A 22,177-nucleotide genomic window follows, 5' to 3' on the forward strand; every position below is an offset into this window, starting at 1 on the left:
GGGAGCCGGCCTTGCGCGCCTACCGACGGGCGCCTACATGCGATCGGCCGGCCGTGCCGGCCATTCAAGGAGACCCGGATGATCTTCGATGCTGCGCGCCTTGCCCTTCGCAACCTTTTCGCCCCCGAAACCCGCGCGGTGTTCTGGAAGGTGCTCGGGCTGACGATTCTCGTCCTCGTGGGCCTGTGGCTTGCCCTTCGCGGCGCCTTCATCGCCTACGTCTTGCCGTGGTTCGATGCGCTCTTCCCGGGAATGCCGGATTGGGCGGGCTGGCTCACCTTCGTGCTTGGCGTGCTTGCCAGCATCGGCCTTGCGCTCGCGCTAGCGCTTCTGTTGTCCTCCGTGACGGCGATCATCGCCGGTCTCTTCCTGGACGACGTCGCGGAAGTGGTCGAACGGCGCGACTATCCGCAGGATACGCCCGGCTCGGCCATGCCGCTCGGCGAGGCGCTGGTCGCGTCGCTGAAATTCTTCGGCGTGGTCGTTTTCGGCAACCTGCTGGCGCTGGTGCTGCTGTTCGTACCAGGCGTCAACATCGCCGCCTTCTTCCTCGTCAACGGCTATCTGCTCGGACGTGAATTCTTCGAGTTCGCCGCCATGCGCTTCCGCAGTCCGAGCGAGGCGCGGGCGTTCCGCTCGCGCCACGGCGGGACGGTGTTCATGGGTGGGCTGGTGATCGCGGCCTTCCTGGCGGTGCCGATCCTCAACCTGCTGACGCCGCTTTTTGCCGCCGGCATGATGGTCCACCTGCATAAGCTGCTGAGCGCCCGCGATCCCCTTTTCCGGGCGTGATGGTCAGTTCGGCAGCGCGGTTTCCGCGTAGAGAGCTGCGTATTCGGCGCTCGGCGGAATCGGCTTGATGACGTCGATCAGAACGCCGTTCGGGTCAGCGGTGATGAAGTGACGCTGGCCGAAGTCCTCGTCACGCAGCGACCTGAGGATCGGCAGGCCGGCGTTCAGGCAGGCGTCATGGACGCGGTCTGGATCATCGACTTCGAAATTGAGAATGAGGCCGCCCACGGGCCTTCGGGCAGCGGCGGGCACCGTCTCGTGATCGGGTTTGAGGATCGCGAGCGTCACTCTCTCGTCCTCGCGTGACTGCAGGTGGATGTACCAGTCGCTTTCGAAGAGCGGTTCGAAGGCGAAGTGGCGGCAATAGAAGTCCCGGGTTTCCGCCAGGCGTTCGCTCATGATGACGGGATAATAGCTGGTGCTGCGCATGCTTCACTTCCTTCCGGTCTTCACATACAATCTGCATGTATCTGTAACATACATACAGTTTGTATGTAAATGAGGATTGCATGCGTCGTTCGAACAAGGATCGCACCGAAGCCACACGGCAAACCCTGATGGACCACGCCCGTGAACTCTTCGTGGAGCGCGGCTACAACGAGACTGCGACACCCGACATCGTCGCGGCCGCCGGCGTGACGCGCGGCGCCCTCTATCACCATTTTGCGGACAAAAGAGACCTATTTCTCGCCGTCATCGACCGGGAGGCGGAGCGGGTGGCGGCCGATATCGCGGCGGCAACCGGTGAGGCTGCATCGGCACGCGATGCTCTCGTCCGCGGCATTACCGCGTACTTTGACGCGATGGCCGCACCGGGCCGGAGCCGGCTGCTGCTGCTCGACGGTCCGGCGATCATGGGACTGGAAAGCGGGCGCTCGACCGATCGCGACCACGCCGAGGCAAGCCTGCGTGACGGGCTCGAAGCCTATTTTCGCGAAACCGGTTCGGATCTCGCCGGGCTCGAGCCTCTGACCAGCATGCTCTCCGCCGCCTTCGACCGCGCGGTTCTGGCGATCGCAGCGGGAGAGAGCCGCGAGGCCTATGAGCAGGCGATCATCCGCCTGATCGAAGGGCTGGTTACTCAACTACCCCGATGACCTGCGGCGGCAGTTCGATGAGAGGAGCGGGCACGTCGCAGCTCTTTTCCGGCGACTTGCAGAGGTCGGCGATGATGCAGCGCTCGCATTCGGGCCGGCGCGCCTTGCAGACATAGCGGCCGTGCAGGATCAGCCAGTGATGGGCGTGGAAGAGGTATTCCGGCGGGATGACCCGCAGCAGCCTTTCCTCGACTTCGTCGGGGGTCTTTCCGGGCGCAAGCTTGATCCGGTTGGCGATGCGGAAGATATGGGTGTCGACGGCGATGGTCGGGATGCCGAAAGCCATCGACATGACGACATTGGCGGTCTTGCGTCCGACGCCGGGCAAGGTCACCAGTTCCTCGCGCGTGCGCGGTACCTCACCGCCGAAATCCTCGATCAGCTTCCTCGAAAGGGCGATGACGTTCTTCGCCTTGTTGCGATAAAGCCCGATCGTCTTGATGTAGTCGCGCAGCCGCTCCTCACCGAGGTCGAGCATTTTTTGGGGCGTGTCGGCGACCTTGAACAGCGCCCGCGTCGCCTTGTTCACGCCGGCATCGGTTGCCTGGGCCGAGAGCGCGACAGCAACGACAAGGGTAAAGGCATTGACGTGTTCAAGCTCGCCCTTCGGTTCGGGACGCTGCACCGAAAAGCGACGGAACATCTCCTGAAGCTCCGCCTTGGTATAGGCGGACCTCGGCGCGACCTTGCTTCGCGGACCGACCCGATTTGACTTTTGCGAAGTTTGGGTGCTGGATTTCTTCTTCGGATTAATCATTGTCAATCTATAGTCGGGCGCCATGACGGAAGGCAATGTGGGCATGACGGAACCAGCGATTTTCGCGGCGGAACTGACGCCGTATCGTTCTCTCGGGCGGAAGGGCTTTCGTGTCCTTCTGGTGCTGACCGGTGTCGTCTGTGCGGTTCACGCCGTGTTTTTCATCGTCTCCGGCGCCTGGCCCATCGGTTTCTTCTTCGGCCTCGATTTCCTGCTTCTCTACGGTGCATTCCTGCTCAACTATCGCTCGGGGCGGGCTCGCGAGGAGGTCGTCGTCTCTCGCACGGCGCTCGCGATCCGGAAGTTCACGCCGTCGGGCCGCATGACCGAGCACCGCTTCAATCCGTCTTGGGCGCGCTTCTTCGTCCGCCGGCACAGCGAGATCGGCATTGTCTCGATGCAGGTTGCGGGAGAAGGCAGGCGAACCGACATCGGCTCGTTCCTCAACCCGGAGGACCGGGAGAGCTTCGCCAAGGCGTTCAATGCGGCGCTGGCAACAGTCAAGCAGAGGCTTTGACGGGTTGAGCAAGAAACGGGTGGTTCGCGCCGGTCCGATATGGTGATGTCATCCGAAAAGGAGTCCGCCATGACCATTGCACAGTTGATTTCCCGATCTGCCGGTGATCTTGCGCCTGTCGATGTCACGCCCGAGAACGGTGACTATGAGACGGTACGCCGGGTCATCGAGATGCTGACGCTCGACTATCGCGACCAGCCGTCGCTGGAGACGATCGCCGCGCGGCTCAATCAGTCACCGACGCAGTTGCAGAAGACCTTCAGCCGCTGGGCGGGGCTTTCGCCAAAGGCCTTCCTGCAGGCTGTTACCCTCGACCACGCCAAGCGCCTGTTGCGCGAGGAAGAGATGCCGATCCTCGAAACCTCGTTCGAGCTCGGGCTTTCCGGTCCCGGACGGCTGCACGACCTCTTCGTCACACACGAGGCGATGTCGCCCGGCGAGTGGAAACAGAAAGGCGAGGGGTTGACGATCCGCTACGGCTTTCACCCCTCACCCTTCGGGCTGGCACTGGTGATGGCGACGGACAGAGGTCTTTCCGGCCTCGCCTTTGCCGAGCGCGGCAACGAAGCCGCCTGTTTCGAGGACATGGCGTCGCGCTGGCCGAATGCGCGCTATGTGGCCGACCAGGCGGCGACGGCGCCCTATGCCGCACGGATCTTTGATCCGGACCGCTGGAGCGACGAGCAGCCGCTGAGGGTGGTGCTGATCGGCTCGGATTTCCAGCTCCGCGTCTGGCAGAGCCTGTTGCGCATCCCGCTCGGCAAGGCCGTGACCTATTCCGACATCGCCCGCGACATCGGCCAGCCGGCGGCGAGCCGCGCCGTCGGAGCGGCGGTCGGCCGCAATCCGATCTCCTTCGTGGTACCCTGCCATCGCGCACTCGGAAAGGGCGGCGCGCTCACCGGCTACCATTGGGGACTGACGCGCAAGCGGGCCATGCTTGGCTGGGAGGCCGGTCAGCTGAGCGGGTGAGGCCGGCGGAAATCCAATCCGTAAATCGATTGAAATCGTGACCACCCCGTTCTTGACTTTGCCATCTTCGGCTGGTGATAGTCGGGCACATTTCCGGAAGCCGGATAGAACAGGGAATAGGATCATGACTTCCAAACTCGAGCAGCTTCGTTCCATGACCACTGTCGTCGCCGACACCGGCGACATCGAGGCTGTGGCCCGCCTGAAACCGGTGGACTGCACGACCAACCCGACCATCGTCCTGAAGGCGCTCGGCACCCACATGTTCGACGATACCTTCAAGGAGGCGATCGCCTGGGGCAAGTCGAAGAGCGGTTCCAGCGAAGCCGCGGCCGCGGCCGTGGCGGATAGATTGGCCGTCGCCGTCGGTGCTGCGCTTGCGAAGATCGTGCCCGGCCGCGTCTCCACCGAGGTCGACGCCGATCTTTCCTTCGACATGCAGGGTTCGATCGCCAAGGCGCACGAGATCATCTCCGGCTACAAGGAGCGCGGAATCGAGCGCGAGCGCGTGCTGATCAAGCTCGCTTCCACCTGGGAAGGTATCCGCGCGGCGGAAGTCCTGCAGAGCGAAGGCATCGACTGCAACCTGACCCTGCTCTTCTCCAAGGCCCAGGCGATCGCCTGCGCCGAGGCCAATGCCTTCCTCATCTCACCCTTCGTCGGCCGTATCCTCGACTGGTACAAGAAGTCGACCGGCGACAGCTACACCGCCGAGACCGATCCGGGCGTTCTCTCGGTCCGCTCGATCTACAATTACTATAAGGCGAACGGCATCAAGACGGTGGTCATGGGCGCCTCCTTCCGCAATGCAGGCGAAATCGAGGCGCTCGCCGGCTGCGACCGGCTGACGATCGCGCCCGCACTGCTCGACGAGCTCGACGCCGACAAGGGGACGCTCGAGCGTAAGCTCGCTCCCGAGGCGACCGTTCCGGAGCCGCGGATCTCGCTCGACGAGAAGGCCTTCCGCTGGATGTTGAACGAGGATGCCATGGCAACCGAAAAGCTCGCCGAGGGCATCCGCAGCTTCTACAAGGATCTCGTCGCCCTGCGCGAGAAGGTCGCCAAGGCGCTCGCAGAATAAGACGGCAATCCTGCCGGACAAATGCAAGGCGCTCCGGAAACGGAGCGCCTTTTTTGTAGAGCGTCAGTCGTCGCCCATCACCACCGCATCGGGGACGTAATAGGTCTCGGTTCCATCCACCGTGACGACGGCGTCGCCGCCCTGCTTACGGCTGCGGATGTCGGCCCCCTCGCTGCCGGTGAAGCGACCGGCGCGATAGTCGAGGCGGCGGCGCGAACCGTCGGGTGCGGTGATCTCGATCGTCGCCATGGGGCCGTTGCGGACGATGCCGTAATCGCAGGAGGCGAAGCCGTCGAAACCCGGTAGTCGGCACCGAAGCCGGCCCGTGGCGTCGTAGGGGTGGCCCGGCAGCAGATAGCCGTCGTCCGGATAGGGCGGCGGGTTTGAGCCCCAGTCCTCGGCGAGGAAGCGGCCGTTCACCCAGCCGCTCACGCGCGGCCGGTCCGTGGTGGCGATGCGGCACCAGTAGCCGGTCTCCTGTTCGAGGCAGCCGAGGTTCTTGACCGGCATGCCCTCCGCCAACTCGGCGATCACCCGAAAATTCATGCCGGCGCCGGAGCGGATCGCGAGGAGGCCGCCCGGCGGCAGGCCGTAGACGTGCCAGACATAGGGATCGTCCGGATCGTTGTAGCCGGGCTGCTGCACCGGAACTATGAGCGGGTCGTGACCACCGGGCGGCAGCGGGCGGGTGACGGACGCATCTCCGGCGACCGTGGGCGGTGGCAGGAGAAGGCAGATGGCTGTGGCCAGGGCAGGGATGATGCGGCGCATACATGGTCTCCGTGGTTTGGCTGACAATAGTATGAGCCGGATCGCCGTGCCATCGGATTGCGCAGTTGCGTGCAAGTCCGCGGCCGCACCGGAATGGCTATGGCACTTTGCCGCTTGCGCGAGGCCGGACTGCCGTACCTAACGCTCCAGCGTGTAAACGACTTCGTAAAGCCCCGGGTTGGCTTGCCCGAGCTGCTTGTTGCGTTCGAGAAAGCCCTCTAGGCGCAAGCGGTTGATGATGCGCTGCGACGCCTCGAGGCTCTCGCTCTGCGCGTAGTTGACGACGCGAGTGCCGTCGAGACTGCGATGGATGCTCGCGGACGTCCATCCGGGAATTCGGCTGGCGAACTCGGCAGATTCCGTCAGCAGGTCGATCAGCGGCTGCTGTCCGCCATCGGGTACGGTAAAGACGTTGATCTGGGTGATAATGCCTGAATTGGCGCGAATGATGGGCATTGGCTTGTCCTCGACATTTGAGGCCATGCCCTACGGGAGCCGAGGCGTGCGCATATGCGTCACGACAAGCCTCCCGGCTGGCATGGCCGGTTGCTTGTCGCGGGTTCGCCTGATGGCGACACGGAGCTTCCCATGAGGAGAAGTGGCCGGGGTTACCTCTGCCGGCCAACGTCCTTTTCGACGAGGCGATCATGCCTGCCGGTGCAGGGGGCGTCAAGCTTCGCCCGACGCCCCCTGCACCTCAGTGCGCGATCATCACGTGGCGGACGGCGGTGTAGTCTTCGAGCGCGTAGACCGACATGTCCTTGCCGTAGCCGGACTGCTTCAGGCCGCCATGGGGCATCTCGTTGCAGAGCATGAAGTGGGTGTTGATCCAGGTGCAGCCGTAGCGGAGCCGTGCTGCAGTCTTCATGGCGCGCGAAATGTCCTTCGTCCACACGGAGGAGGCAAGGCCGTAATCGCTGTCGTTCGCCCAGGCGATCGCGTCGTCGGTCTCCGAGAAACGCGTGACCGAGACAACGGGTCCGAAGACCTCGCGGCGGACGATCTCGTCGTCCTGCAGCGCACCGGCGACGACCGTCGGCGTATAGAAGAAGCCCTTTTCGCCCGCGACCTTGCCGCCGGTGACGATCTCCATGTGCTTGTGCTCGGACGCACGGGTGACGAAGCTTTCGACGCGATCACGCTGGCGCTTCGAGATCAGCGGCCCGATCTCGTTCTCGGTGTCGTCGGCCTGGTTGAACTTCAGCGTCGAGACGGCGGAGGCGAGGTCGGCGACGAAGCGGTCGTAGACCTTGTCGCTCGCATAGATGCGGCAGGCGGCGGTGCAGTCCTGTCCGGCATTGTAGAAGCCGAAGGTGCGGATGCCAGCGACGACGGCCTCGAGGTCGGCGTCGTCATAGACGATGACCGGAGCCTTGCCGCCGAGTTCGAGGTGGGTGCGTTTCACCGTCTTCGCTGCAGCCGCCAGCACCTTCTTGCCGGTTGCGATATCGCCGGTGATCGACACCATGCCGATCTTCGGATTGTTGATCAGCGCGTTGCCGACGCTTTCGCCACGGCCGAGCACAACGTTGACCACGCCCTCCGGCAGGATCTCGGCGAGCAGCTTCGCCATCTTCAGCGCGGTCAGCGGCGTCTGTTCCGACGGCTTGAAGACCACGGTGTTGCCGCCCGCGATCGCCGGCGCCAGCTTCCAGGCCATCATCATCAGAGGGTAGTTCCAGGGCGCGATCGAGCCGACGACGCCGATCGGATCGCGGCGGACCATCGAGGTGTGGCCGGGCAGGTATTCTCCGGCGACGGGCGCATGCAGTGAGCGGATGGCGCCTGCGAAGAAGCGCCAGCAGTCGACGATCGCCGGAATTTCATCGTTGATCACGGAATTGATCGGCTTACCGCAATTCAAGGATTCCAGTGCCGCGAAACCGGACGCATCCTTCTCGATGGCGTCTGCGATCGCGAGCAGGTAGGCGGCACGCTGCGACGGCGTCGTCGCCGACCAGCTGTCGAATGCCTTTTCCGCGGCGTCGACGGCGGCGTCGACCTGTGCGAGTGAAGCCTCGGGAAGCTCCAGAATGGTCTCGCCGGTCTTCGGATTGAGGATTTTCTCCTCGATCTCCGTGCCCTTTTCGAAGCGGCCGTCGATCAGCATCTGGGTGTCCATGTCGTTCTCCCTCATCTGGTTTGTCGGGTTATTTGCCGCTTCCCGAAATCCGGTCGGTGTCGCGGGTGAGATAATAGGCCGCCAGGATCGGCAGGAAGGTCACGATCACCACCAGCATGGCGACGACGTTGGTAACCGGCCGCTGGCGCGGGCGAATGAGTTCCTCGAGCATCCAGATCGGCAATGTCGTCTGCTGTCCGCCGGTGAAGGTGGTGACGATGACCTCGTCGAACGAGAGCGCGAAGGCGAGCATGCCGCCGGCAAGCAGCGCGGTCGCGATGTTCGGCAGTACCACGTGGCGGAAGGTCTGGAAGCCGTCGGCGCCGAGGTCCATCGACGCCTCGATCAGCGATCCCGAGGTGCGGCGGAAGCGGGCGACGGCGTTGTTGTAGACGACGACGATGCAGAAGGTGCCGTGGCCGAGGATGATCGTCCACATTGAATAGGGGATCTCCGCCAGCGAAAAGGCCGAGCGGAGCGCGATGCCGGTGACGATGCCCGGCAGCGCGATCGGCAGGATGACGAGAAGCGAGATCGCCTCGCGACCGAAGAAGGCCGAGCGCGCCACGGCGGCTGCGGCGAGCGTGCCCAGCACGAGGGCGATCAGCGTGGCGATGCTCGCGACCTTGACCGAGAGTGTCAGCGCTTCCCAGACGTCGGGACGGTTCCAGGCGACGGCAAACCACTGGGTGGTGAAGCCCGGCGGCGGCCACTGGAAGCTCTTCTCCTCGGTGGTGAAGGCGTAGACGAAGATCAGGAGGATCGGCAGGTGCAGGAAGAGGAGCCCGCCGGCCGCGGCGATCTTGAGCGGCCATCCGGCCGAGGAGCGGTCAGAGCGCATCGAAAGCCCCCATGCGTTTGGCAGCCCACAGATAGACGCCCATGATGGCGATCGGCACGACCGAGAAGGCGGCGGCGAGCGGCACGTTGCCGGCCGTTCCCTGCTGGGCGTAGACGGCTTGGCCGATGAAGAGGCGCGAGGAGCCGACGATCTGCGGAATGATGTAGTCGCCGAGCGTGAGCGAGAAGGTGAAGATCGAGCCTGCTACGATGCCGGGCATGGCAAGCGGAAGCAGCACGTTGCGGAAGGTCTGGCCGGGATGCGCGCCGAGGTCGGAAGAGGCCTCGATGAGGTTGCCGGGAACACGCTCGAGTGCCGCCTGAACCGGCAGGATCATGAAGGGCAGCCACACGTAGACGAAGACGAGGAAGGTGCCGATGTAGCTGATCGACAGCGAGTTGCCGCCGATCACCGGCAGGGAAAGGATGCCGTCGAGGAGCCAGGAAAGGCCGAGACGGTCGAAGGTCCAGGTGAGGATGCCTTCCTTGGCAAGGATCAGCTTCCAGGCATAGACCTTGACGAGGTAACTCGACCAGAGCGGCAGCATGACGCCGAGATAGAAGAAGGCTTTCCAGCGACCGGTGGCATAGCGCGCGGCATAATAGGCGATGGGGAAGGCGAGCACGGCCGATGCCAGCGTCACCGCTACGGCCATCAGGACCGTCCGCACGATAATGTCGAAATTGGTCGGCACCAGGAGCTGACGATAGGTCGAGAGGGTCAGCTCATAATTTATCAGGCCGGAAAAATCGTCGATCGAGAAGAAACCTTGCAGAAGCAGCGCAATCAGAGAGCCGACATAGATGATGCCGAGCCAGAGAAGCGGCGGGACCAGCATCACGGCGAGCAGCAGCGCCGGGCGACGCCAGAAGACATCGGAGAGATGGCCGAAGACGCCGGACCTGCCGGGCAGGATGGAGGCGGTCGATACGTCGCTCATGCCTCGCCGTCCATATAGTGGAGGTCGGAGGCGAGCCACGAGATTCTCGTTTCTTCGCCCGGCTTCGGCGTGGCCCGGCCGGCCGGCACCATGACATTGATGGCAGTCTCTCCGGTGCGCAGGTGGAGGCGGGTCGCGCTGCCGAGGAAGCTCTCGGACACGACGGTCGCGGCGATGCCGCCTTCGGAAACCAGTCGGATCGCCTCGGGCCTCAGGCTCACCCATCTGGCCTCGCCGCCGAGGCGTTGCATGTCGGCCGGTGCGATGACGTTGGAGGAGCCGACGAAATCGGCGACGAAACGGGTCCGCGGGCGATTGTAGATCTCTTGCGGCGAGCCGGCCTGGACGATGCCGCCGTTGTTGAAGACGGCGACGCGGTCGGCCATCGAGAGCGCCTCGCCCTGGTCGTGAGTGACGAACACGAAGGTGATGCCGAGCGCGCGCTGCAGGCTTTTAAGCTCCTCCTGCATCTGTTCCCGGAGCTTGAGATCGAGCGCGCCGAGCGGCTCGTCGAGGAGCAACACCTTCGGCTTGTTGACCAGCGCGCGGGCGAGCGCCACGCGCTGGCGCTGGCCGCCGGAAAGCTGGCCGGGCTTGCGGGCGCCGTAGCCGGGGAGCTTTACGAGTTCGAGCGCCTGTTCGGCGAGGCGGTGACGCTCCACCTTTCCGACGCCCTTGACCATCAGCCCGTAGGCGACGTTGTCGAGAATGCTCAGATGCGGAAAGAGCGCGTAGTCCTGGAAGACCGTGTTGACCTGGCGGCGATAGGGCGGAACGCCTTCGGCCGTTTCGCCGAAGATCTCGATATGGCCGGAGGTCGGCTGCTCGAAGCCGGCGATCAGCCTGAGGCAGGTCGTCTTGCCGGAGCCGGACGGTCCGAGCATGGCGAAGAACTCGCCCGGCGCGATTTTCAGGTCGACCGCATCGACGGCTTTCACCGGGCCGAAATGGCGCGACACCTGCGAGAAGGAAACGGCTGCGGTCATGGGTACTCCGGATGGCTGAAATGGCCCCTCATCCGCCTGCCGGCACCTTCTCCCCGCCTGCGGGGAGAAGGCCGAAATCTCTCGGCCTTGCGGACTTTTCAATGGCCGCGTGTTTGCCGCGGCATTTCGGGACAAGTCCCCTCTCCCCGCTTGCGGGGAGAGGGTCAGGGTGAGGGGCAAGGCCCTCACTGGTGCTGGATCACCGTCCGCCGATGACGCCGATATAGTCGGACACCCAGCGGTGATAGGGGACGCACTCTCCCTGGCTCTCGCATTTGCTGACCGGGGTCCGCCAGAAGCTGATCTTCTCGAAGTTATCGAACCCGTTGGTGGCGCAGCCTTCGTCCGTCAGGAGTTCGTTGCCCTTGCAGGCGGCGGGAACCGAAGGAACCGCGCCGAACCAGGCCGAGACGTCGCCCTGTACCTTCGGCGAGAGCGAGTGTTCCATCCACATATAGGCGCAGTTCGGGTGTTCGCTGTCGACATGCAGCATGGTGGTGTCGGCCCAGCCGGTCGTGCCTTCCTCGGGGAAGGTCGATTCGATCTTGGCGCCCTCGGCCTTCGTGAGGTTCACCTGGAAGGGCCAGGAGCCGGACGCGACCACGCCTTCGTTCTTGAAGTCGTCGATCTGGATCATCGCGTCGTGCCAGTAGCGGCCGACGAGCTGACGCTGGCCGCGCAGCAGGTCGAGGGCGGCCTTGTACTGGTCTTCGTTCAGTTCATAGGGGTTCTTGATGCCGAGGTCCGGCTTGTGGGCCATCAAATAAAGGGCGGCATCGGCGATGTAGATCGGACCGTCATAGGCCTGCACGCGGCCCTTGTTGGACTTGCCGTCGGGAAGCGTCATCTCTTCGAAGACGACGTTCCAGCTCTTCGGCGGCTGATCCTTGAAGGCCTCGGTGTTGTACATCAGCACGTTCGGACCCCAGACATAGGGCGTGCCGTAATGGGTGCCGTCGACCGTGTGCCATGGCGCGTTCTGCAGGCGTTCGTCGATGGTTTTCCAGCTCGGGATGAGGTCGGTGTTGATCGGCTGGACGCGTTTGCCCGCGACGAGGCGCAGCGAGGCGTCGCCCGAGGCGGTGACGAGGTCGAAACCGCCTTCGTTCATCAGCGCGACCATTTCGTCCGAGGTGGCGGCAGTCTTTACCGTGACCTTGCAGCCCGTCTCCTGCTCGAACGTGGTGACCCAGTCGTAATTCTTGTCGGTCTCGCCGCGCTCGATATAGCCGGCCCAGGCGACGATCGAAAGCGCACCTTCGCCCTTGCCGAGTTCCTTCAGCGGCTCCTGGGCGAGGGTGGCGGTGGCGAAACTGAAAATGGCGGCGATGGCAGTGCAGGACTTCAGGACTTGCTTCATCTGATTTCTCCCGGTTCGCGGCCGTTTCGCACGGCCCTTGTTCCCGCCGAGAACGTGCCGCGAAAGGGCCGCATTCGCAAATTCATTTATCAGAAAGTCGTTATCGGTTTTTCCGAAAACGCATGAGCCGGGACCCCTCCCCACAAGGAGGAGATCACCAAGGATCGAAGCCTTACCGTCCCCGGCCGCTTCGGAGCGTCTCGGCGATGCCGACGAAATCGCGGGCTGACTGCGGCAGGCTGGAGCCCTTGCGCCAGACCATGCCGACCTGCACCACCGGCAACGCGCCGGAAACGTCGCGGCTCTCGATTCGGTCGCCTTCGAGCGACCATGGACGGTAGACGAGGTCGGGCAGCAGCGCCACGCCGGCGCCGGTGGCGACGAGGCTTCGCACCGCCTCGACCGAGCGGGTGCGGAAGGCGACCTGCGGGCGTGCGCCGAGGGCGGCGAGCAGCTTGCCGGTATTCTCCTCGATTTCGTCCACCGTCAGCATGATCAGGGGTTCGCGGGCGATGTCGGCGGCCGAGATGATATCGGCGGAAACCAGCGGGTGGCCCATCGGAAGCCAGAGGCGGTAAGGCGAGGTTTCGAGGATTTCCGCCTGCAGTGCCAGGCGGTCGCGCAGGTTCGAGATGACCATGACGGCGACGTCGAGCTCGCCGCCGACCAGCAGGTGCTCGAGATAGGAACCGTTGTCCTCGATCGCACTCACCTCGACATTGGGGCAGGCGCGGCGGTAGCGCGCCAAAAGGTCGGAGAGCACATAGCCGGCGACCAGAGACGTGACGCCGATATTGAGCGTGCCGCCGCTGTTTTCCCTCGTGTCGGAAAAGGCGTTGCGGGCATCCGAGACGGTCGAGAGGATCTTCGTCGCGTGGCGCAGGAACTGGTGACCGTTATGGGTGATCGAAAGCCCGCGCGGGTGGCGCTCGAAGAGCTCCACACCGAGGTCGCCTTCCAGTTCCTTGATCGCTTCGGTGACCGAGGATTGCGAGATCGAAAGGTTCTGCGCCGCCCGCGTCACAGAACCCTGCTCGGCGACGGCGACGAAATACTGCAACTGGCGGAGGGTGAAGGCCATGGCCGTTTAGAACACGAGTGCCGGCCGGAGAGCAAGCACCACAGCCGTCGCGACATCCTGCCTGTCTGCTCCGCGTCTCCTGCAAGGCAGGCCTGCGCAGACATGCCCTTTGCAAACGTCAAGAGACGTATACTATCGATGCTTCGATTTCTCTACGCCCTCGCGACGCGCGGCGGGCCTCTCCCGTCAGTCGTTCCATGAAATCCACCCCTCTCGGCTACCTCTTTGCGCTGCTCGCCTTCGCGATCTTTTCGGTGCAGGACGGGGTTTCCAAGCATCTCGGCAGCGCCTATCCGCCGGTTCTGGTGGCGATGATCCGCTACTGGGCCTTTGCGCTCTTCGCCATGCTCCTCGCGGTGCGCAGCCGCGGCGGGCTTTCGGCGGCGATCCGTACGCAGCGGCCATGGTTGCAGATCCTGCGCGGCGTCCTGCTCGCCGTGCAAATCCCGATCGCGATTACCGCCTTCACGCTGGTGGGGCTTGCCCAGTCGCAGGCGATCTTCGCCTCCGGTCCGCTGATCGTCGCTTTGCTCTCCGTGCCGATCCTCGGCGAAAAGGTCGGCTGGCGGCGCTGGACGGCGATCGTCGTCGGGCTCTGCGGTGTCATCCTGATCCTCGGGCCGAGCACGTCCGGGTTCAACGTGCTCGTCGCCCTGCCGCTTGTCGTCGCCCTGATCGGCGCGCTCTACGGGCTCTGCACCCGGCTCGTCAGCCGGGTGGACGGGCCGACGACCAGCTTCTTCTATATCGGCGTCGTCGGCGCCGTGGCCCTGACGATCGCCGGGCCGTTCTTCTGGACGGAAATCTCCGCCTCCGACTGGAAGTGGATGCTGCTTCTCTGCCTCACCGGCATCACGGCGCATTTCCTGCTCATCAAGGCTTACGACAATCTCACTGCCGTCGCCGTGCAGCCGATCTCCTATCTCCAGCTCGTCCTGGGGTCGATCCTGGCCGTCAGCGTCTTCGGCGAGACGCTGAGGCCGAACATGATCATCGGATCAGTGATCGTCGTCGGTGCCGGTCTCTTTACCGTCTGGCGCGAGAACGTGCTCGCCCGCAGAGCCGCGCAGGACGCGACAGCGGCCTGAGGCCTCGAAACCCGAGCGTGTCAGCTCAGGCTGTTGAGTTCTTCCAGCCCGACCGGCGGTTCGGGGCGGAATTCGAGAGCGTAGACGCGTTTTGCATACTTCTCCCGTACGCGGTCGACCTGCTCGTGCTCGCCCTTCAGGCGTGAGCGCAGCAGCGGATCGCGGGTTCCGCTCGCGGCCATGCTCTTGTTGATCACCCAACCGTAGGGTTCGATGCCGGCGCGCTTCAGGTCGCCCTGCAGGGCGGCTGCCTCGGACACCGGTGTCGTCTCCGGAAGCGTCACGAGGATCACGTGCGTGTAGTTCTCGTCCTGCAGGCGCATCAGCGGTGTCACCACCCTTCCGGGCGCATCGGGATCGAGGTGGCGCGTCATCTGTCTGTGATAGGCGCCGGTGGCATCGAGCAGCAGCAATGTGTGTCCGGTCGGCGCCGTATCGATGACGACGAAGGCGCTACGCGCCTCGGCGACCACGCGCGAGAAGGCATGAAAGACGGCGACCTCCTCGGTGCAGGGGGAGGCGAGGTCCTCGCGCAGAAGGGCCTTGCCCTCGTCGTCGAGATCGCGTCCGCGCGTCGTCATGATCTTTTCGATGTATCGCTCCGTTTCGACGACGGGATCGATGCGGTCGACCGTGAGTCCCGGCATCTCGCCCGCGACGACGAAGGAGAGATGGGCGGCCGGATCGGTGGTCGTAAGGTGCACCGCATGGCCGCGCTTCGCCAGCCCGACGGCAATCGCCGCCGCGACGGTCGTCTTGCCGACGCCGCCCTTGCCCATCACCATCACCAGACCCTTTTCGCCGGCGGCGATTTCATCCACCAGTCTGCCGATCGCCGGCAGGTCGCTCGCCGCATTCGACACCTCCTCCACCTGTGCCGGCGCTGCGGAAGGCGGGTTGAGCAGCGCCCGCAGGGCGGGGATGCCGACCATGTCAAAGCCGAGCAGCGGAAATTCGTCGCGCGGGCGGGCCGCGAGCGATGCGGGCATGCCGGCAATCGCTTCGTCCTGCTCCCGCACGAGGGCGGTCGCCACCGGATCAGTCGGGTCCACGGCCCGGAACCGGCCGTTGATTGCGAGCAACTGGTTCGACAGGCCGAGCTCGGCGAGTTCGTCCGAGGTGCGCGCGGCCTCGCGGATCGCGCCCTTGTCGGGGCGGGTCACGAGCACGATCGTCGTGCGCGCCGGGTCGCCGAGGCAACGAAATGCGCTGCGGAAGCGATCCTCCTGCATCTTCAACCCGGAATGCGGGCCGAGGCACGAGGCACCGCGCTCGTTGGTTTCCAGGAAGCCGGTCCAGGCTTTCGGCAGGCTGAGGAGGCGCAAGGTGTGCCCCGTCGGTGCCGTGTCGAAGATGATGTGGTCGAATTCGGGGGTGTCGTCGGCGAGCAGGCCGACGAACTCGTCGAAAGCGGCGATCTCCGTCGTGCAGGCACCGGAAAGCTGCTCCCGGACGGTCGACACCTCCTTGCTGTCGGCCTCCGGTCCGAGCTGTTCGATGACGCGTTTGCGATAATCCTCGGCCGCCTGCTCCGGATCGATATTCATTGCGGAGAGCCCCGGAACACCGGGAACGGGCGTCGGCGTGTCCGACAGGCCGACACCCAGCATCTCGTCGAGGTTGGAGGCCGGGTCGGTACTGACGAGGAGGATACGAAGACCACGATCGGCGAGCGCTATGGCGCTCGCGCAGCTGAGCGACGTCTTTCCGACGCCACCCTTGCCGGTGAAGAAGAGAAAGCGGGTGGGGTCTTTCAGTGCGCTGAACGGGGACATGAACGCCTTCCGGAGAGGGGACTCGATAGTACCGCAATATCAAGTATGGACGATCCGCGGCTTGATCTCCAGCAAGTCTGGAGGGCGATCTATCTTGAGACGGATTCTCGCGTAGCCGGCCTGCGATGCGCCTGCCAGACCGTTCGGACGAAGGCGAGAACGAATATGCCGCTCATCAACAGCACGATCGTCGGCGCCGGGGCGCTGTCGATGATGAAGCTCAGATAGATGCCGGCAAAGGACGAAAAGAGGGTGACGGCGAGTGCGACGAGAAGCATCGTCTGGAAGCGTCGGGTGACGAGGAAGGCGATCGCGCCCGGTGCGACGAGAAGCGCAACGGAAAGAATGATGCCGACGGCCTTCAGGGCTCCGACGACGGTCAGCGACAGCACGACCAGAAGGCCGTAATGCAGCAGCCGGACCGGCAGGCCGATGGCTCGGGCATGCATCGGATCGAAGGCGTGCAGCAACAGGTCCTTGCGCAGCAAGACGAGGAAGCCGGTGGCCGCAAGTGCGATGAGGCCCGTCTCGACGAGGTCGGCGGGCAGGATGCCCAGCATGTCACCGAAGAGGATGTGGTCGAGGTGCACGTCGCTCTCGATCTTCACGTAGAGCACCAGCCCGAGGCCGAACATGCCGGAGAAGACGATGCCGAGGACGGTATCCTCCTTCACGCGGCTGTTTTCCTTGAGGTAGCCCGTGAGCAGCGCGCAGACGAGGCCGGCGGCGAAAGCCCCGACGGAAAGCGGCAGGCCGACGACATAGGCAATCACGACGCCGGGCAGAACGGCATGGGAGACCGCGTCGCCCATCAGCGACCAGCCCTTGAGCACGAGGAGGCAGGAGAGCAGCGCCATCGGCACGGCAATCATCAGCGTCACGGCAAAGGCCGACTGCATGAAGGGCAGCCGGAACGGCAGGATTGCGAGTTCGGGGAGATCGCTCACGGTACGGCCTCCAGTGCGAGGCGGGCGCGGCGGCGTGCGGCGAGGCGGCCGTGCTTCGGGGCAAAGACGAAGGCCACGAGGAAAAGTGTCGTCTGCAGCACCACGATGATGCCGCCGGTCGCGCCGTCGAGGAAATAGCTGAGATAGGCCCCGACAATGCTTGTCACTGCGCCGATCGCGAAGGCGAGCACGATCAGCCGCTGGAAACGGTCAGTCAGGAGATAGGCCGTTGCTCCGGGGGTAACGACCATGGCGATGACGAGGAAGGCGCCGACCGTCTGCAGCGCGGCCACCGTCGATGCGGCGAGCAGGGTGAAGAACAGCACCTTGAGGAAACCGGGACGCAGGCCGATCGAGCGGGCGTGGTTCTCGTCGAAGAAGGTGACCATCAGGTCCTTCCATTTCAGCGCCAGGATCAAGAGGCTGACGCTGCCGATGATGACAAGTTGCAGGGTGTCTTCCGGTGTGATGGCGAGGATGTTGCCGAGCACGATGGTCTGGATGTTCACCGAGACGGGCGACAGCGAGACCATGAACAGCCCGAGCCCGAAGAAGGAGGTGAAGATGAGGCCGATGACGGCATCTTCCCTCAGCCGGGTGCGCTGATTGAGAAAGAGCATGGCGCCGGCTGCGAGCCCGCCGGAAAGAAAGGCGCCGAAGGCGAAGGGCAGGCCGAGCATGTAGGCGCCGGCGACGCCCGGCACGATCGCGTGGGAGAGCGCATCGCCGATCAGCGACCAACCTTTCAGCATCAGATAGGCGGAAAGGAAGCCGCAGACGCCGCCGACGAGGCCGCTGACCCAGATCGCGTTGACCATGTAACCGTAGGAGAATGGCTCAAGAAGTATGCTCATCCGCCGCCCCCTGTCCGCGCGGCGCGCCGTAGATGACGAAGGGACGCTCGTCGTCTGTGATGACCTTCACCTGGCGGGCATCCGCATCTTCATGCAGATCGGATCCGGCAAGCACGAAGTGGCGCAGTGCGCCCCCGAAAGCGAGCTTCAAGTTCTCCTCGTTGAAGACTTCTGCGGTCCGCCCCGCCGCCAGCACCGTTCCCTTGACGAAGATCGTGCGGTCGCAATAGTCGGGCACGCTGCCGAGATTGTGGGTCGACACGAGCATGACGCGGCCCTCGTCTCTCAGGTCCCGCATGAGGGTGACGATCTGTTCCTCGGTGGTGACGTCCACCCCGGTGAACGGCTCGTCGAGCAGGATCACCTGGCCTTCCTGGGCGAGTGCACGGGCAAGGAAGACGCGCTTGCGCTGGCCGCCGGAGAGTTCGCCGATCTGGCGTTTGCGGAAATCCGCCATGCCGACGCGGGCGAGCGCGTCGGCGACCATGGCATGGTCACGGCGCGAGGGTATGCGCAGCATCGACATGTGGCCGTAGCGACCCATCATCACCACGTCCTCGACGAGGACAGGAAAATTCCAGTCGACCTCCTCGCTCTGCGGCACATAGGCGACGAGGTTGCGGCGGAGCGCCTCCCGCGCCGGCAGGCCGAGGATCGAGATGCTGCCGGAGGAGAGCGGGACGAACCCCATGACCGCCTTGAAGAGGGTCGATTTTCCGGCGCCGTTCACCCCGACGAGGGCGGTAATGGTCCCCTTCGGGATTTCGAAGCTCGCGGTCTTCAACGCCGTGAGGCCGTTGCGGTAGGTGACGGAGATGTCGTCGACGACGAGTCCCGACACGCGGCTGCGCGAACTGCTGCCCATGATCATCCCGCAAGCCCTTTCGCAATCGTCGCCACTGTGACCTTCAGGAGATCGAGATAGGTCGGGACCGGACCGTCGGCTTCGCTGAGGGAATCGACGTAGAGAACGCCGCCGTAGAGCGCGCCCGTTTCTGCCGCCACCTGGCGCGCCGGCTTGTCGGAAACCGTGCTTTCGCTGAAGATCGCCTTGATCTTGTGCGCGCGCATCGCATCGATGACGGCGCGGACCTGTTGCGGCGAGCCCTGGCTGTCGGCATTGATCGGCCAGAGGAAGACTTCCTTCAGGCCGAGATCGCGGGCGAGGTAGGAGAACGCGCCTTCACTCGTTGCGAGCCAGCGCTCCGCCTCAGGCAGGGCGGCGATCTCTGCCTTCATCGGCTCGATCTCGGCCCTGATCTTTTCGGCATAGGCCCTGGCGTTGGCGGCATAGACTTCCGCGTGCTCGGGATCGATCGCGGCGAGCGCCTTGCGGATGTTCTCCACGTAAATCAGGGCATTGTCCGGTGACATCCAGGCGTGAGGGTTGGGCTTTCCGTCATAGGCGCCACCGGAGATGCTGAGCGGCTCGACCCCTTCGCTGACCACGGCTTCGGGTACGTTCCCGAGATTGGCGAGGAACTTTTCAAACCAGCGTTCGAGGTTGAGCCCGTTCCACAGCACGAGGTCGGCGTCGCTGGCCTTCAGGATGTCGCGCGGGGTCGGCTGGTAGTTATGGATCTCGGCGCCCGGTTTGGTGATGCTGTCGACTTCGGCGGCGTCGCCTGCGACGTTGCGTGCAATGTCTGCGATGACGGTGAAGGTCGTAATGACCTTCGGCTTCTCCGCTGCGGCCGCTGTTTCGACCCACCCGGAAAGCGCAATGGCGGCAAGCAGGCCGACGATCATGCGTTTCATGCAGACTTGTCCTTTTTGCAAATCATTCTCATTTCAAGTTAGTTCCTCCCCTGCAAATGTCAATGCAACTGCAAATCATTCGCAATATCCGCGCAATCGAACGTCGTGCGATTAAAACTTCCTCAAGGTCGGCGTGGTAGCAAAGGCCGTTGGTATTGCGTAACCGGGAGTGGTCCGATGGTGGTCTCGTGGGCTTGAAGGGACTGTTGAACATATTTCGCCCGTCCCGGAAGCTGGCGCTCGTCTTCGGCGGGATTCTGGTCTTCTGCGGCGCGACGGGCTCGGCAGCCGTCTATATCGGTGCTGAAAAGCTGCTCGGGTCGACCTTCCGCGGGACGAACGGCCAGAAGTGCACCGAGGTGGAGACGGTCCTCATCAAGAAAAAGGATCGCGAGTGGATCCGCAAATACGTGGCGACGAGCGGGGGAGACGGTCTTTCCCGCATGAAGACGGCACTGCGGGTCGCGGAGAAGACGTTCCAGGAACAAAAGCCTGACCTCGTGCAGGTGGTGGTGATCGATGACCAGGGGCCGAAAGATCGCGCCAACATGCGTGGCCATGCGATCGGCGCGGATGTCGTCTACATCCCCGATCCTTCACGCGTGCCGGAGGTCGGAGACGCTGCCGTATTCACTGCGCGCTACATAGACCGCCCGGCGAACGAGAGCGGTCTCTTCTACGGTGAGAAGATCGTCGTGCCGAGCGAGGATGTGGAACGCATCGCGGCGCTGATGGACGACAAGTTCGACTGCGCGAAACCGGATGGCGCCCCCGAGACGGCGGCTGCCGATGGCCACGGCGGCGATGCCCATGCCGCGCCGGCAGAGGCCGGCGGTCACGGCTGACGCTCCGCATGAAGTCATAGAAAAACGAAAGCCCCGGGATACCACGTATCCCGGGCTTTCGTTTTTCTGTAGATCGGTCGGGCTCAGTCGCCCTTGTGGCGGCGAGCCGGGAACAGGATGATGTCGCGGATCGACGGCGAATCCGTCAGGAGCATGATGAGGCGGTCGACGCCGATGCCGAGGCCGCCCGCCGGCGGCATGCCCTGATCCATGGCTTCGAGGAAGTCCTCGTCCAGTTCCTTTTCGGTCTCGCCGCGCTCGTGGGCCTGTTTGAGCTGTTCGACCATGCGGTTGCGCTGCTCGACCGGGTCATTGAGCTCGGAGAAGGCATTGCCGATCTCCCAGCCGTTGCAGTAGCTCTCGAAACGCTCGACCAGGCGCGGCTCGCTTGGCACTTCCTTGGCGAAGGGCGAGATGTCCTTCGGGAAGTTGATGACATGCGTCGGCTGGATCAGCGTCGCCTCGACCTTCTCCTCGAAGACATAGGCGAGGCATTCGCCCCAGGTCGCGTCCTTCTCGACTTCGAACCCGGCGCCGTAGGCGGCGGCGCGTGCCTCCTTGTCTGTCTTGATCGACAGGAAGTCGATGCCGGTCGCTTCCTTGACCGCTTCGGGCATGGAAACCCGGCGGAACGGACCCTTGAAGGAGAGCTCCTTGTCGGTGAAGGCGAATTCGGTCTTGCCGTGGACGGCGAGCGCCAGGCTCTCGAACAGCCGTTCGACGAGGCTCATCATGTCCTCGTAGTCGGCATAGGCCCAGTAGCACTCCATCATGGTGAACTCGGGATTGTGCCGGGTCGAGACGCCTTCGTTGCGGAAGTTGCGGTTGACCTCGAAGACCTTGTCGGTGAGGCCGGAGACGAGAACGCGCTTGAGATAGAGCTCCGGCGCGATGCGCAGGTACATGTCGAGCTTCAGCGTGTTGTGGTGGGTCTTGAAGGGCTCGGCCGCGGCGCCGCCGTAGATCGCCTGCAGCATCGGGGTCTCGACTTCCATGAAGCCTTCGCCTTCGAGGAAGCGGCGCAGAGCGGACAGAATCCGCGAACGCTGCTGGAAGCGCAGCTTGGATTCCTCGTTGACCATGATGTCGAGATAGCGCTTGCGATAGCGCGTCTCGATGTCGGCGAGGCCGTGATACTTCTCCGGCATCGGCAGCAGCGTCTTGGTCAGCATGACGATCTCGTGGGCGTTGATCGTCAGTTCGCCGCGCTTGGTGCGACGGACCGCGCCGGTCACGCCGATGACGTCGCCGAGATCGATGAGCGGGAGCAGGCTGCGGGCTTCTTCCGGGGTCGTGTCCTTGTGGGAGAAGATCTGGATCTTGCCCGAGGCGTCATGGATGTCCATGAACATGCCCGAATTGCGCGAGGAATAGACGCGACCGGCCACTGTCACCACGTCGCCGGATTCAGTGTCCGGCTCGAGATGGGCATATTTCTCCGCCAGTTCCTCGTTGGTCATCGTGCGGTGGAAGTGTGCGGGATAGACGTCGCCCACCTTCTCGCGCAGCAGCGCGAGCTTCTGGCGGCGGACTTCCGTCGCGTCGGAGGAGAGGGCAGTTTCGGTCTTCTGTTCGGTCATCGTTCAATTCCTG

General features: G+C 64.0%; 23 protein-coding genes. 7 read left to right on the forward strand and 16 right to left on the reverse strand.

Translation table 11 applies throughout. The features are described 5' to 3' along the window. Window positions 1-78: 78 nt before the first annotated feature. Complete coding sequence (locus H4I97_RS02300; protein ID WP_182306342.1) at window positions 79-792, forward strand: sulfate transporter family protein; 714 nt, start codon at window positions 79-81, stop codon at window positions 790-792. A gap of 3 nt (window positions 793-795) precedes the next feature. Here the strand turns inward: H4I97_RS02300 and H4I97_RS02305 are convergent, their stop codons facing one another. Next, window positions 796-1,221, reverse strand: a complete 426-nt coding sequence (locus H4I97_RS02305) for a VOC family protein (RefSeq protein WP_182306343.1) — start codon at window positions 1,219-1,221, stop codon at window positions 796-798. An 80-nt stretch (window positions 1,222-1,301) separates the two neighbouring features. Here H4I97_RS02305 and H4I97_RS02310 point away from each other — a divergent pair, with 80 nt between their 5' ends. Further along, complete coding sequence (locus tag H4I97_RS02310; protein ID WP_182306344.1) at window positions 1,302-1,889, forward strand: TetR/AcrR family transcriptional regulator; 588 nt, start codon at window positions 1,302-1,304, stop codon at window positions 1,887-1,889. Here H4I97_RS02310 and nth read toward each other — a convergent pair. Continuing rightward, window positions 1,870-2,670: an endonuclease III gene (gene nth / locus H4I97_RS02315; protein WP_182307519.1), complete on the reverse strand. Its 801-nt coding sequence runs from the start codon at window positions 2,668-2,670 to the stop codon at window positions 1,870-1,872. The two genes, H4I97_RS02310 and nth, sit on opposite strands and share 20 nt — an antisense overlap. Here nth and H4I97_RS02320 point away from each other — a divergent pair. The 3 genes from H4I97_RS02320 to tal all read left to right on the forward strand — a co-directional run bounded on the left by H4I97_RS02320 (window position 2,669) and on the right by tal (window position 5,216). Further along, on the forward strand, window positions 2,669-3,163 hold the full coding sequence (locus H4I97_RS02320; protein ID WP_182306345.1) for a DUF2244 domain-containing protein: 495 nt from the start codon (window positions 2,669-2,671) through the stop codon (window positions 3,161-3,163). The two genes, nth and H4I97_RS02320, sit on opposite strands and share 2 nt — an antisense overlap. Before the next feature lie 69 nt (window positions 3,164-3,232). After that, the gene (locus tag H4I97_RS02325) at window positions 3,233-4,135 is read left to right on the forward strand and encodes a methylated-DNA--[protein]-cysteine S-methyltransferase (RefSeq protein ID WP_182306346.1); all 903 of its coding nucleotides are present in this window, start codon (window positions 3,233-3,235) and stop codon (window positions 4,133-4,135) included. A 124-nt stretch (window positions 4,136-4,259) separates the two neighbouring features. Continuing rightward, window positions 4,260-5,216, forward strand: coding sequence for a transaldolase (tal, locus tag H4I97_RS02330; protein ID WP_182306347.1), 957 nt, complete (start codon window positions 4,260-4,262; stop codon window positions 5,214-5,216). A 63-nt stretch (window positions 5,217-5,279) separates the two neighbouring features. Here the strand turns inward: tal and H4I97_RS02335 are convergent, their stop codons facing one another. The 8 genes from H4I97_RS02335 to H4I97_RS02370 form a co-directional block, all read right to left on the reverse strand. Beyond that, window positions 5,280-5,987: an SH3 domain-containing protein gene (locus tag H4I97_RS02335; RefSeq protein WP_182306348.1), complete on the reverse strand. Its 708-nt coding sequence runs from the start codon at window positions 5,985-5,987 to the stop codon at window positions 5,280-5,282. Window positions 5,988-6,125: 138 nt separating this feature from the next. Next, window positions 6,126-6,443, reverse strand: coding sequence for an antibiotic biosynthesis monooxygenase family protein (locus tag H4I97_RS02340; RefSeq protein ID WP_182306349.1), 318 nt, complete (start codon window positions 6,441-6,443; stop codon window positions 6,126-6,128). Between the two features lie 241 nt (window positions 6,444-6,684). After that, window positions 6,685-8,109, reverse strand: a complete 1,425-nt coding sequence (locus tag H4I97_RS02345; RefSeq protein WP_182306350.1) for a gamma-aminobutyraldehyde dehydrogenase — start codon at window positions 8,107-8,109, stop codon at window positions 6,685-6,687. Window positions 8,110-8,137: 28 nt separating this feature from the next. Next, window positions 8,138-8,950, reverse strand: a complete 813-nt coding sequence (locus H4I97_RS02350; protein ID WP_182306351.1) for an ABC transporter permease — start codon at window positions 8,948-8,950, stop codon at window positions 8,138-8,140. Next, window positions 8,940-9,890, reverse strand: coding sequence for an ABC transporter permease (locus H4I97_RS02355; RefSeq protein ID WP_182306352.1), 951 nt, complete (start codon window positions 9,888-9,890; stop codon window positions 8,940-8,942). Before H4I97_RS02355 ends, H4I97_RS02350 begins: the two co-directional genes overlap by 11 nt. Beyond that, on the reverse strand, window positions 9,887-10,876 hold the full coding sequence (locus H4I97_RS02360; protein ID WP_182306353.1) for an ABC transporter ATP-binding protein: 990 nt from the start codon (window positions 10,874-10,876) through the stop codon (window positions 9,887-9,889). Before H4I97_RS02360 ends, H4I97_RS02355 begins: the two co-directional genes overlap by 4 nt. 199 nt (window positions 10,877-11,075) lie before the next feature. After that, window positions 11,076-12,236: an ABC transporter substrate-binding protein gene (locus tag H4I97_RS02365; RefSeq protein ID WP_182306354.1), complete on the reverse strand. Its 1,161-nt coding sequence runs from the start codon at window positions 12,234-12,236 to the stop codon at window positions 11,076-11,078. A 172-nt stretch (window positions 12,237-12,408) separates the two neighbouring features. Further along, on the reverse strand, window positions 12,409-13,317 hold the full coding sequence (locus H4I97_RS02370) for a LysR family transcriptional regulator (protein WP_182306355.1): 909 nt from the start codon (window positions 13,315-13,317) through the stop codon (window positions 12,409-12,411). Window positions 13,318-13,514: 197 nt separating this feature from the next. On the opposite strand from H4I97_RS02370, the gene H4I97_RS02375 reads away from it, so the two are divergent. Further along, window positions 13,515-14,405 (forward strand): DMT family transporter, encoded by an 891-nt coding sequence (locus H4I97_RS02375; RefSeq protein ID WP_182306356.1) that lies wholly within the window; start codon window positions 13,515-13,517, stop codon window positions 14,403-14,405. A 20-nt stretch (window positions 14,406-14,425) separates the two neighbouring features. On the opposite strand, the gene arsA is transcribed toward H4I97_RS02375, so the two are convergent. The 5 genes from arsA to H4I97_RS02400 all read right to left on the reverse strand — a co-directional run bounded on the left by arsA (window position 14,426) and on the right by H4I97_RS02400 (window position 19,739). Further along, window positions 14,426-16,180 carry an arsenical pump-driving ATPase gene (gene arsA, locus H4I97_RS02380; protein WP_182306357.1) on the reverse strand — a complete coding sequence of 585 codons (1,755 nt, stop codon included), beginning with the start codon at window positions 16,178-16,180 and terminating at the stop codon, window positions 14,426-14,428. A gap of 89 nt (window positions 16,181-16,269) precedes the next feature. Next, entirely contained in the window at window positions 16,270-17,127 is an 858-nt protein-coding gene (locus H4I97_RS02385; protein ID WP_280527681.1) for a metal ABC transporter permease, read from the reverse strand. Continuing rightward, window positions 17,124-17,981, reverse strand: a complete 858-nt coding sequence (locus H4I97_RS02390) for a metal ABC transporter permease (RefSeq protein ID WP_182306358.1) — start codon at window positions 17,979-17,981, stop codon at window positions 17,124-17,126. The genes H4I97_RS02385 and H4I97_RS02390 overlap by 4 nt, the downstream gene beginning before the upstream one ends. Beyond that, window positions 17,965-18,852 carry a manganese/iron ABC transporter ATP-binding protein gene (locus H4I97_RS02395; RefSeq protein WP_378143541.1) on the reverse strand — a complete coding sequence of 296 codons (888 nt, stop codon included), beginning with the start codon at window positions 18,850-18,852 and terminating at the stop codon, window positions 17,965-17,967. The genes H4I97_RS02390 and H4I97_RS02395 overlap by 17 nt, the downstream gene beginning before the upstream one ends. Then, window positions 18,849-19,739, reverse strand: coding sequence for a metal ABC transporter substrate-binding protein (locus H4I97_RS02400; RefSeq protein ID WP_182306360.1), 891 nt, complete (start codon window positions 19,737-19,739; stop codon window positions 18,849-18,851). The genes H4I97_RS02395 and H4I97_RS02400 overlap by 4 nt, the downstream gene beginning before the upstream one ends. 206 nt (window positions 19,740-19,945) lie before the next feature. Between H4I97_RS02400 and H4I97_RS02405 the strand changes: the two genes are divergently transcribed. Then, a complete protein-coding gene (locus H4I97_RS02405) occupies window positions 19,946-20,584 on the forward strand; it encodes a hypothetical protein (protein WP_182306361.1) in 639 nt (212 codons plus the stop codon). A gap of 83 nt (window positions 20,585-20,667) precedes the next feature. Here the strand turns inward: H4I97_RS02405 and lysS are convergent, their stop codons facing one another. Continuing rightward, complete coding sequence (gene lysS, locus H4I97_RS02410) at window positions 20,668-22,164, reverse strand: lysine--tRNA ligase (RefSeq protein WP_182306362.1); 1,497 nt, start codon at window positions 22,162-22,164, stop codon at window positions 20,668-20,670. Between the last annotated feature and the right edge of the window lie 13 nt (window positions 22,165-22,177).

It is taken from the genome of Ciceribacter thiooxidans (genome assembly GCF_014126615.1).
Classification (GTDB): Bacteria; Pseudomonadota; Alphaproteobacteria; order Rhizobiales; family Rhizobiaceae; genus Allorhizobium; species Allorhizobium thiooxidans.

Excerpts from the sequence above, each read along its gene's own strand:
- H4I97_RS02300 (WP_182306342.1), top strand. The coding sequence starts at position 79 with ATGATCTTCGATGCTGCGCGCCTTGCCCTTCGCAACCTTTTCGCCCCC.
- H4I97_RS02305 (WP_182306343.1), bottom strand. The coding sequence starts at position 1,221 with ATGCGCAGCACCAGCTATTATCCCGTCATCATGAGCGAACGCCTGGCG.
- H4I97_RS02310 (WP_182306344.1), top strand. The coding sequence starts at position 1,302 with ATGCGTCGTTCGAACAAGGATCGCACCGAAGCCACACGGCAAACCCTG.
- H4I97_RS02320 (WP_182306345.1), top strand. The coding sequence starts at position 2,669 with ATGACGGAAGGCAATGTGGGCATGACGGAACCAGCGATTTTCGCGGCG.
- nth (WP_182307519.1), bottom strand. The coding sequence starts at position 2,670 with ATGGCGCCCGACTATAGATTGACAATGATTAATCCGAAGAAGAAATCC.
- H4I97_RS02325 (WP_182306346.1), top strand. The coding sequence starts at position 3,233 with ATGACCATTGCACAGTTGATTTCCCGATCTGCCGGTGATCTTGCGCCT.
- tal (WP_182306347.1), top strand. The coding sequence starts at position 4,260 with ATGACTTCCAAACTCGAGCAGCTTCGTTCCATGACCACTGTCGTCGCC.
- H4I97_RS02335 (WP_182306348.1), bottom strand. The coding sequence starts at position 5,987 with ATGCGCCGCATCATCCCTGCCCTGGCCACAGCCATCTGCCTTCTCCTG.
- H4I97_RS02340 (WP_182306349.1), bottom strand. The coding sequence starts at position 6,443 with ATGCCCATCATTCGCGCCAATTCAGGCATTATCACCCAGATCAACGTC.
- H4I97_RS02345 (WP_182306350.1), bottom strand. The coding sequence starts at position 8,109 with ATGGACACCCAGATGCTGATCGACGGCCGCTTCGAAAAGGGCACGGAG.
- H4I97_RS02350 (WP_182306351.1), bottom strand. The coding sequence starts at position 8,950 with ATGCGCTCTGACCGCTCCTCGGCCGGATGGCCGCTCAAGATCGCCGCG.
- H4I97_RS02355 (WP_182306352.1), bottom strand. The coding sequence starts at position 9,890 with ATGAGCGACGTATCGACCGCCTCCATCCTGCCCGGCAGGTCCGGCGTC.
- H4I97_RS02360 (WP_182306353.1), bottom strand. The coding sequence starts at position 10,876 with ATGACCGCAGCCGTTTCCTTCTCGCAGGTGTCGCGCCATTTCGGCCCG.
- H4I97_RS02365 (WP_182306354.1), bottom strand. The coding sequence starts at position 12,236 with ATGAAGCAAGTCCTGAAGTCCTGCACTGCCATCGCCGCCATTTTCAGT.
- H4I97_RS02370 (WP_182306355.1), bottom strand. The coding sequence starts at position 13,317 with ATGGCCTTCACCCTCCGCCAGTTGCAGTATTTCGTCGCCGTCGCCGAG.
- H4I97_RS02375 (WP_182306356.1), top strand. The coding sequence starts at position 13,515 with ATGAAATCCACCCCTCTCGGCTACCTCTTTGCGCTGCTCGCCTTCGCG.
- arsA (WP_182306357.1), bottom strand. The coding sequence starts at position 16,180 with ATGTCCCCGTTCAGCGCACTGAAAGACCCCACCCGCTTTCTCTTCTTC.
- H4I97_RS02390 (WP_182306358.1), bottom strand. The coding sequence starts at position 17,981 with ATGAGCATACTTCTTGAGCCATTCTCCTACGGTTACATGGTCAACGCG.
- H4I97_RS02395 (WP_378143541.1), bottom strand. The coding sequence starts at position 18,852 with ATGATCATGGGCAGCAGTTCGCGCAGCCGCGTGTCGGGACTCGTCGTC.
- H4I97_RS02400 (WP_182306360.1), bottom strand. The coding sequence starts at position 19,739 with ATGAAACGCATGATCGTCGGCCTGCTTGCCGCCATTGCGCTTTCCGGG.
- lysS (WP_182306362.1), bottom strand. The coding sequence starts at position 22,164 with ATGACCGAACAGAAGACCGAAACTGCCCTCTCCTCCGACGCGACGGAA.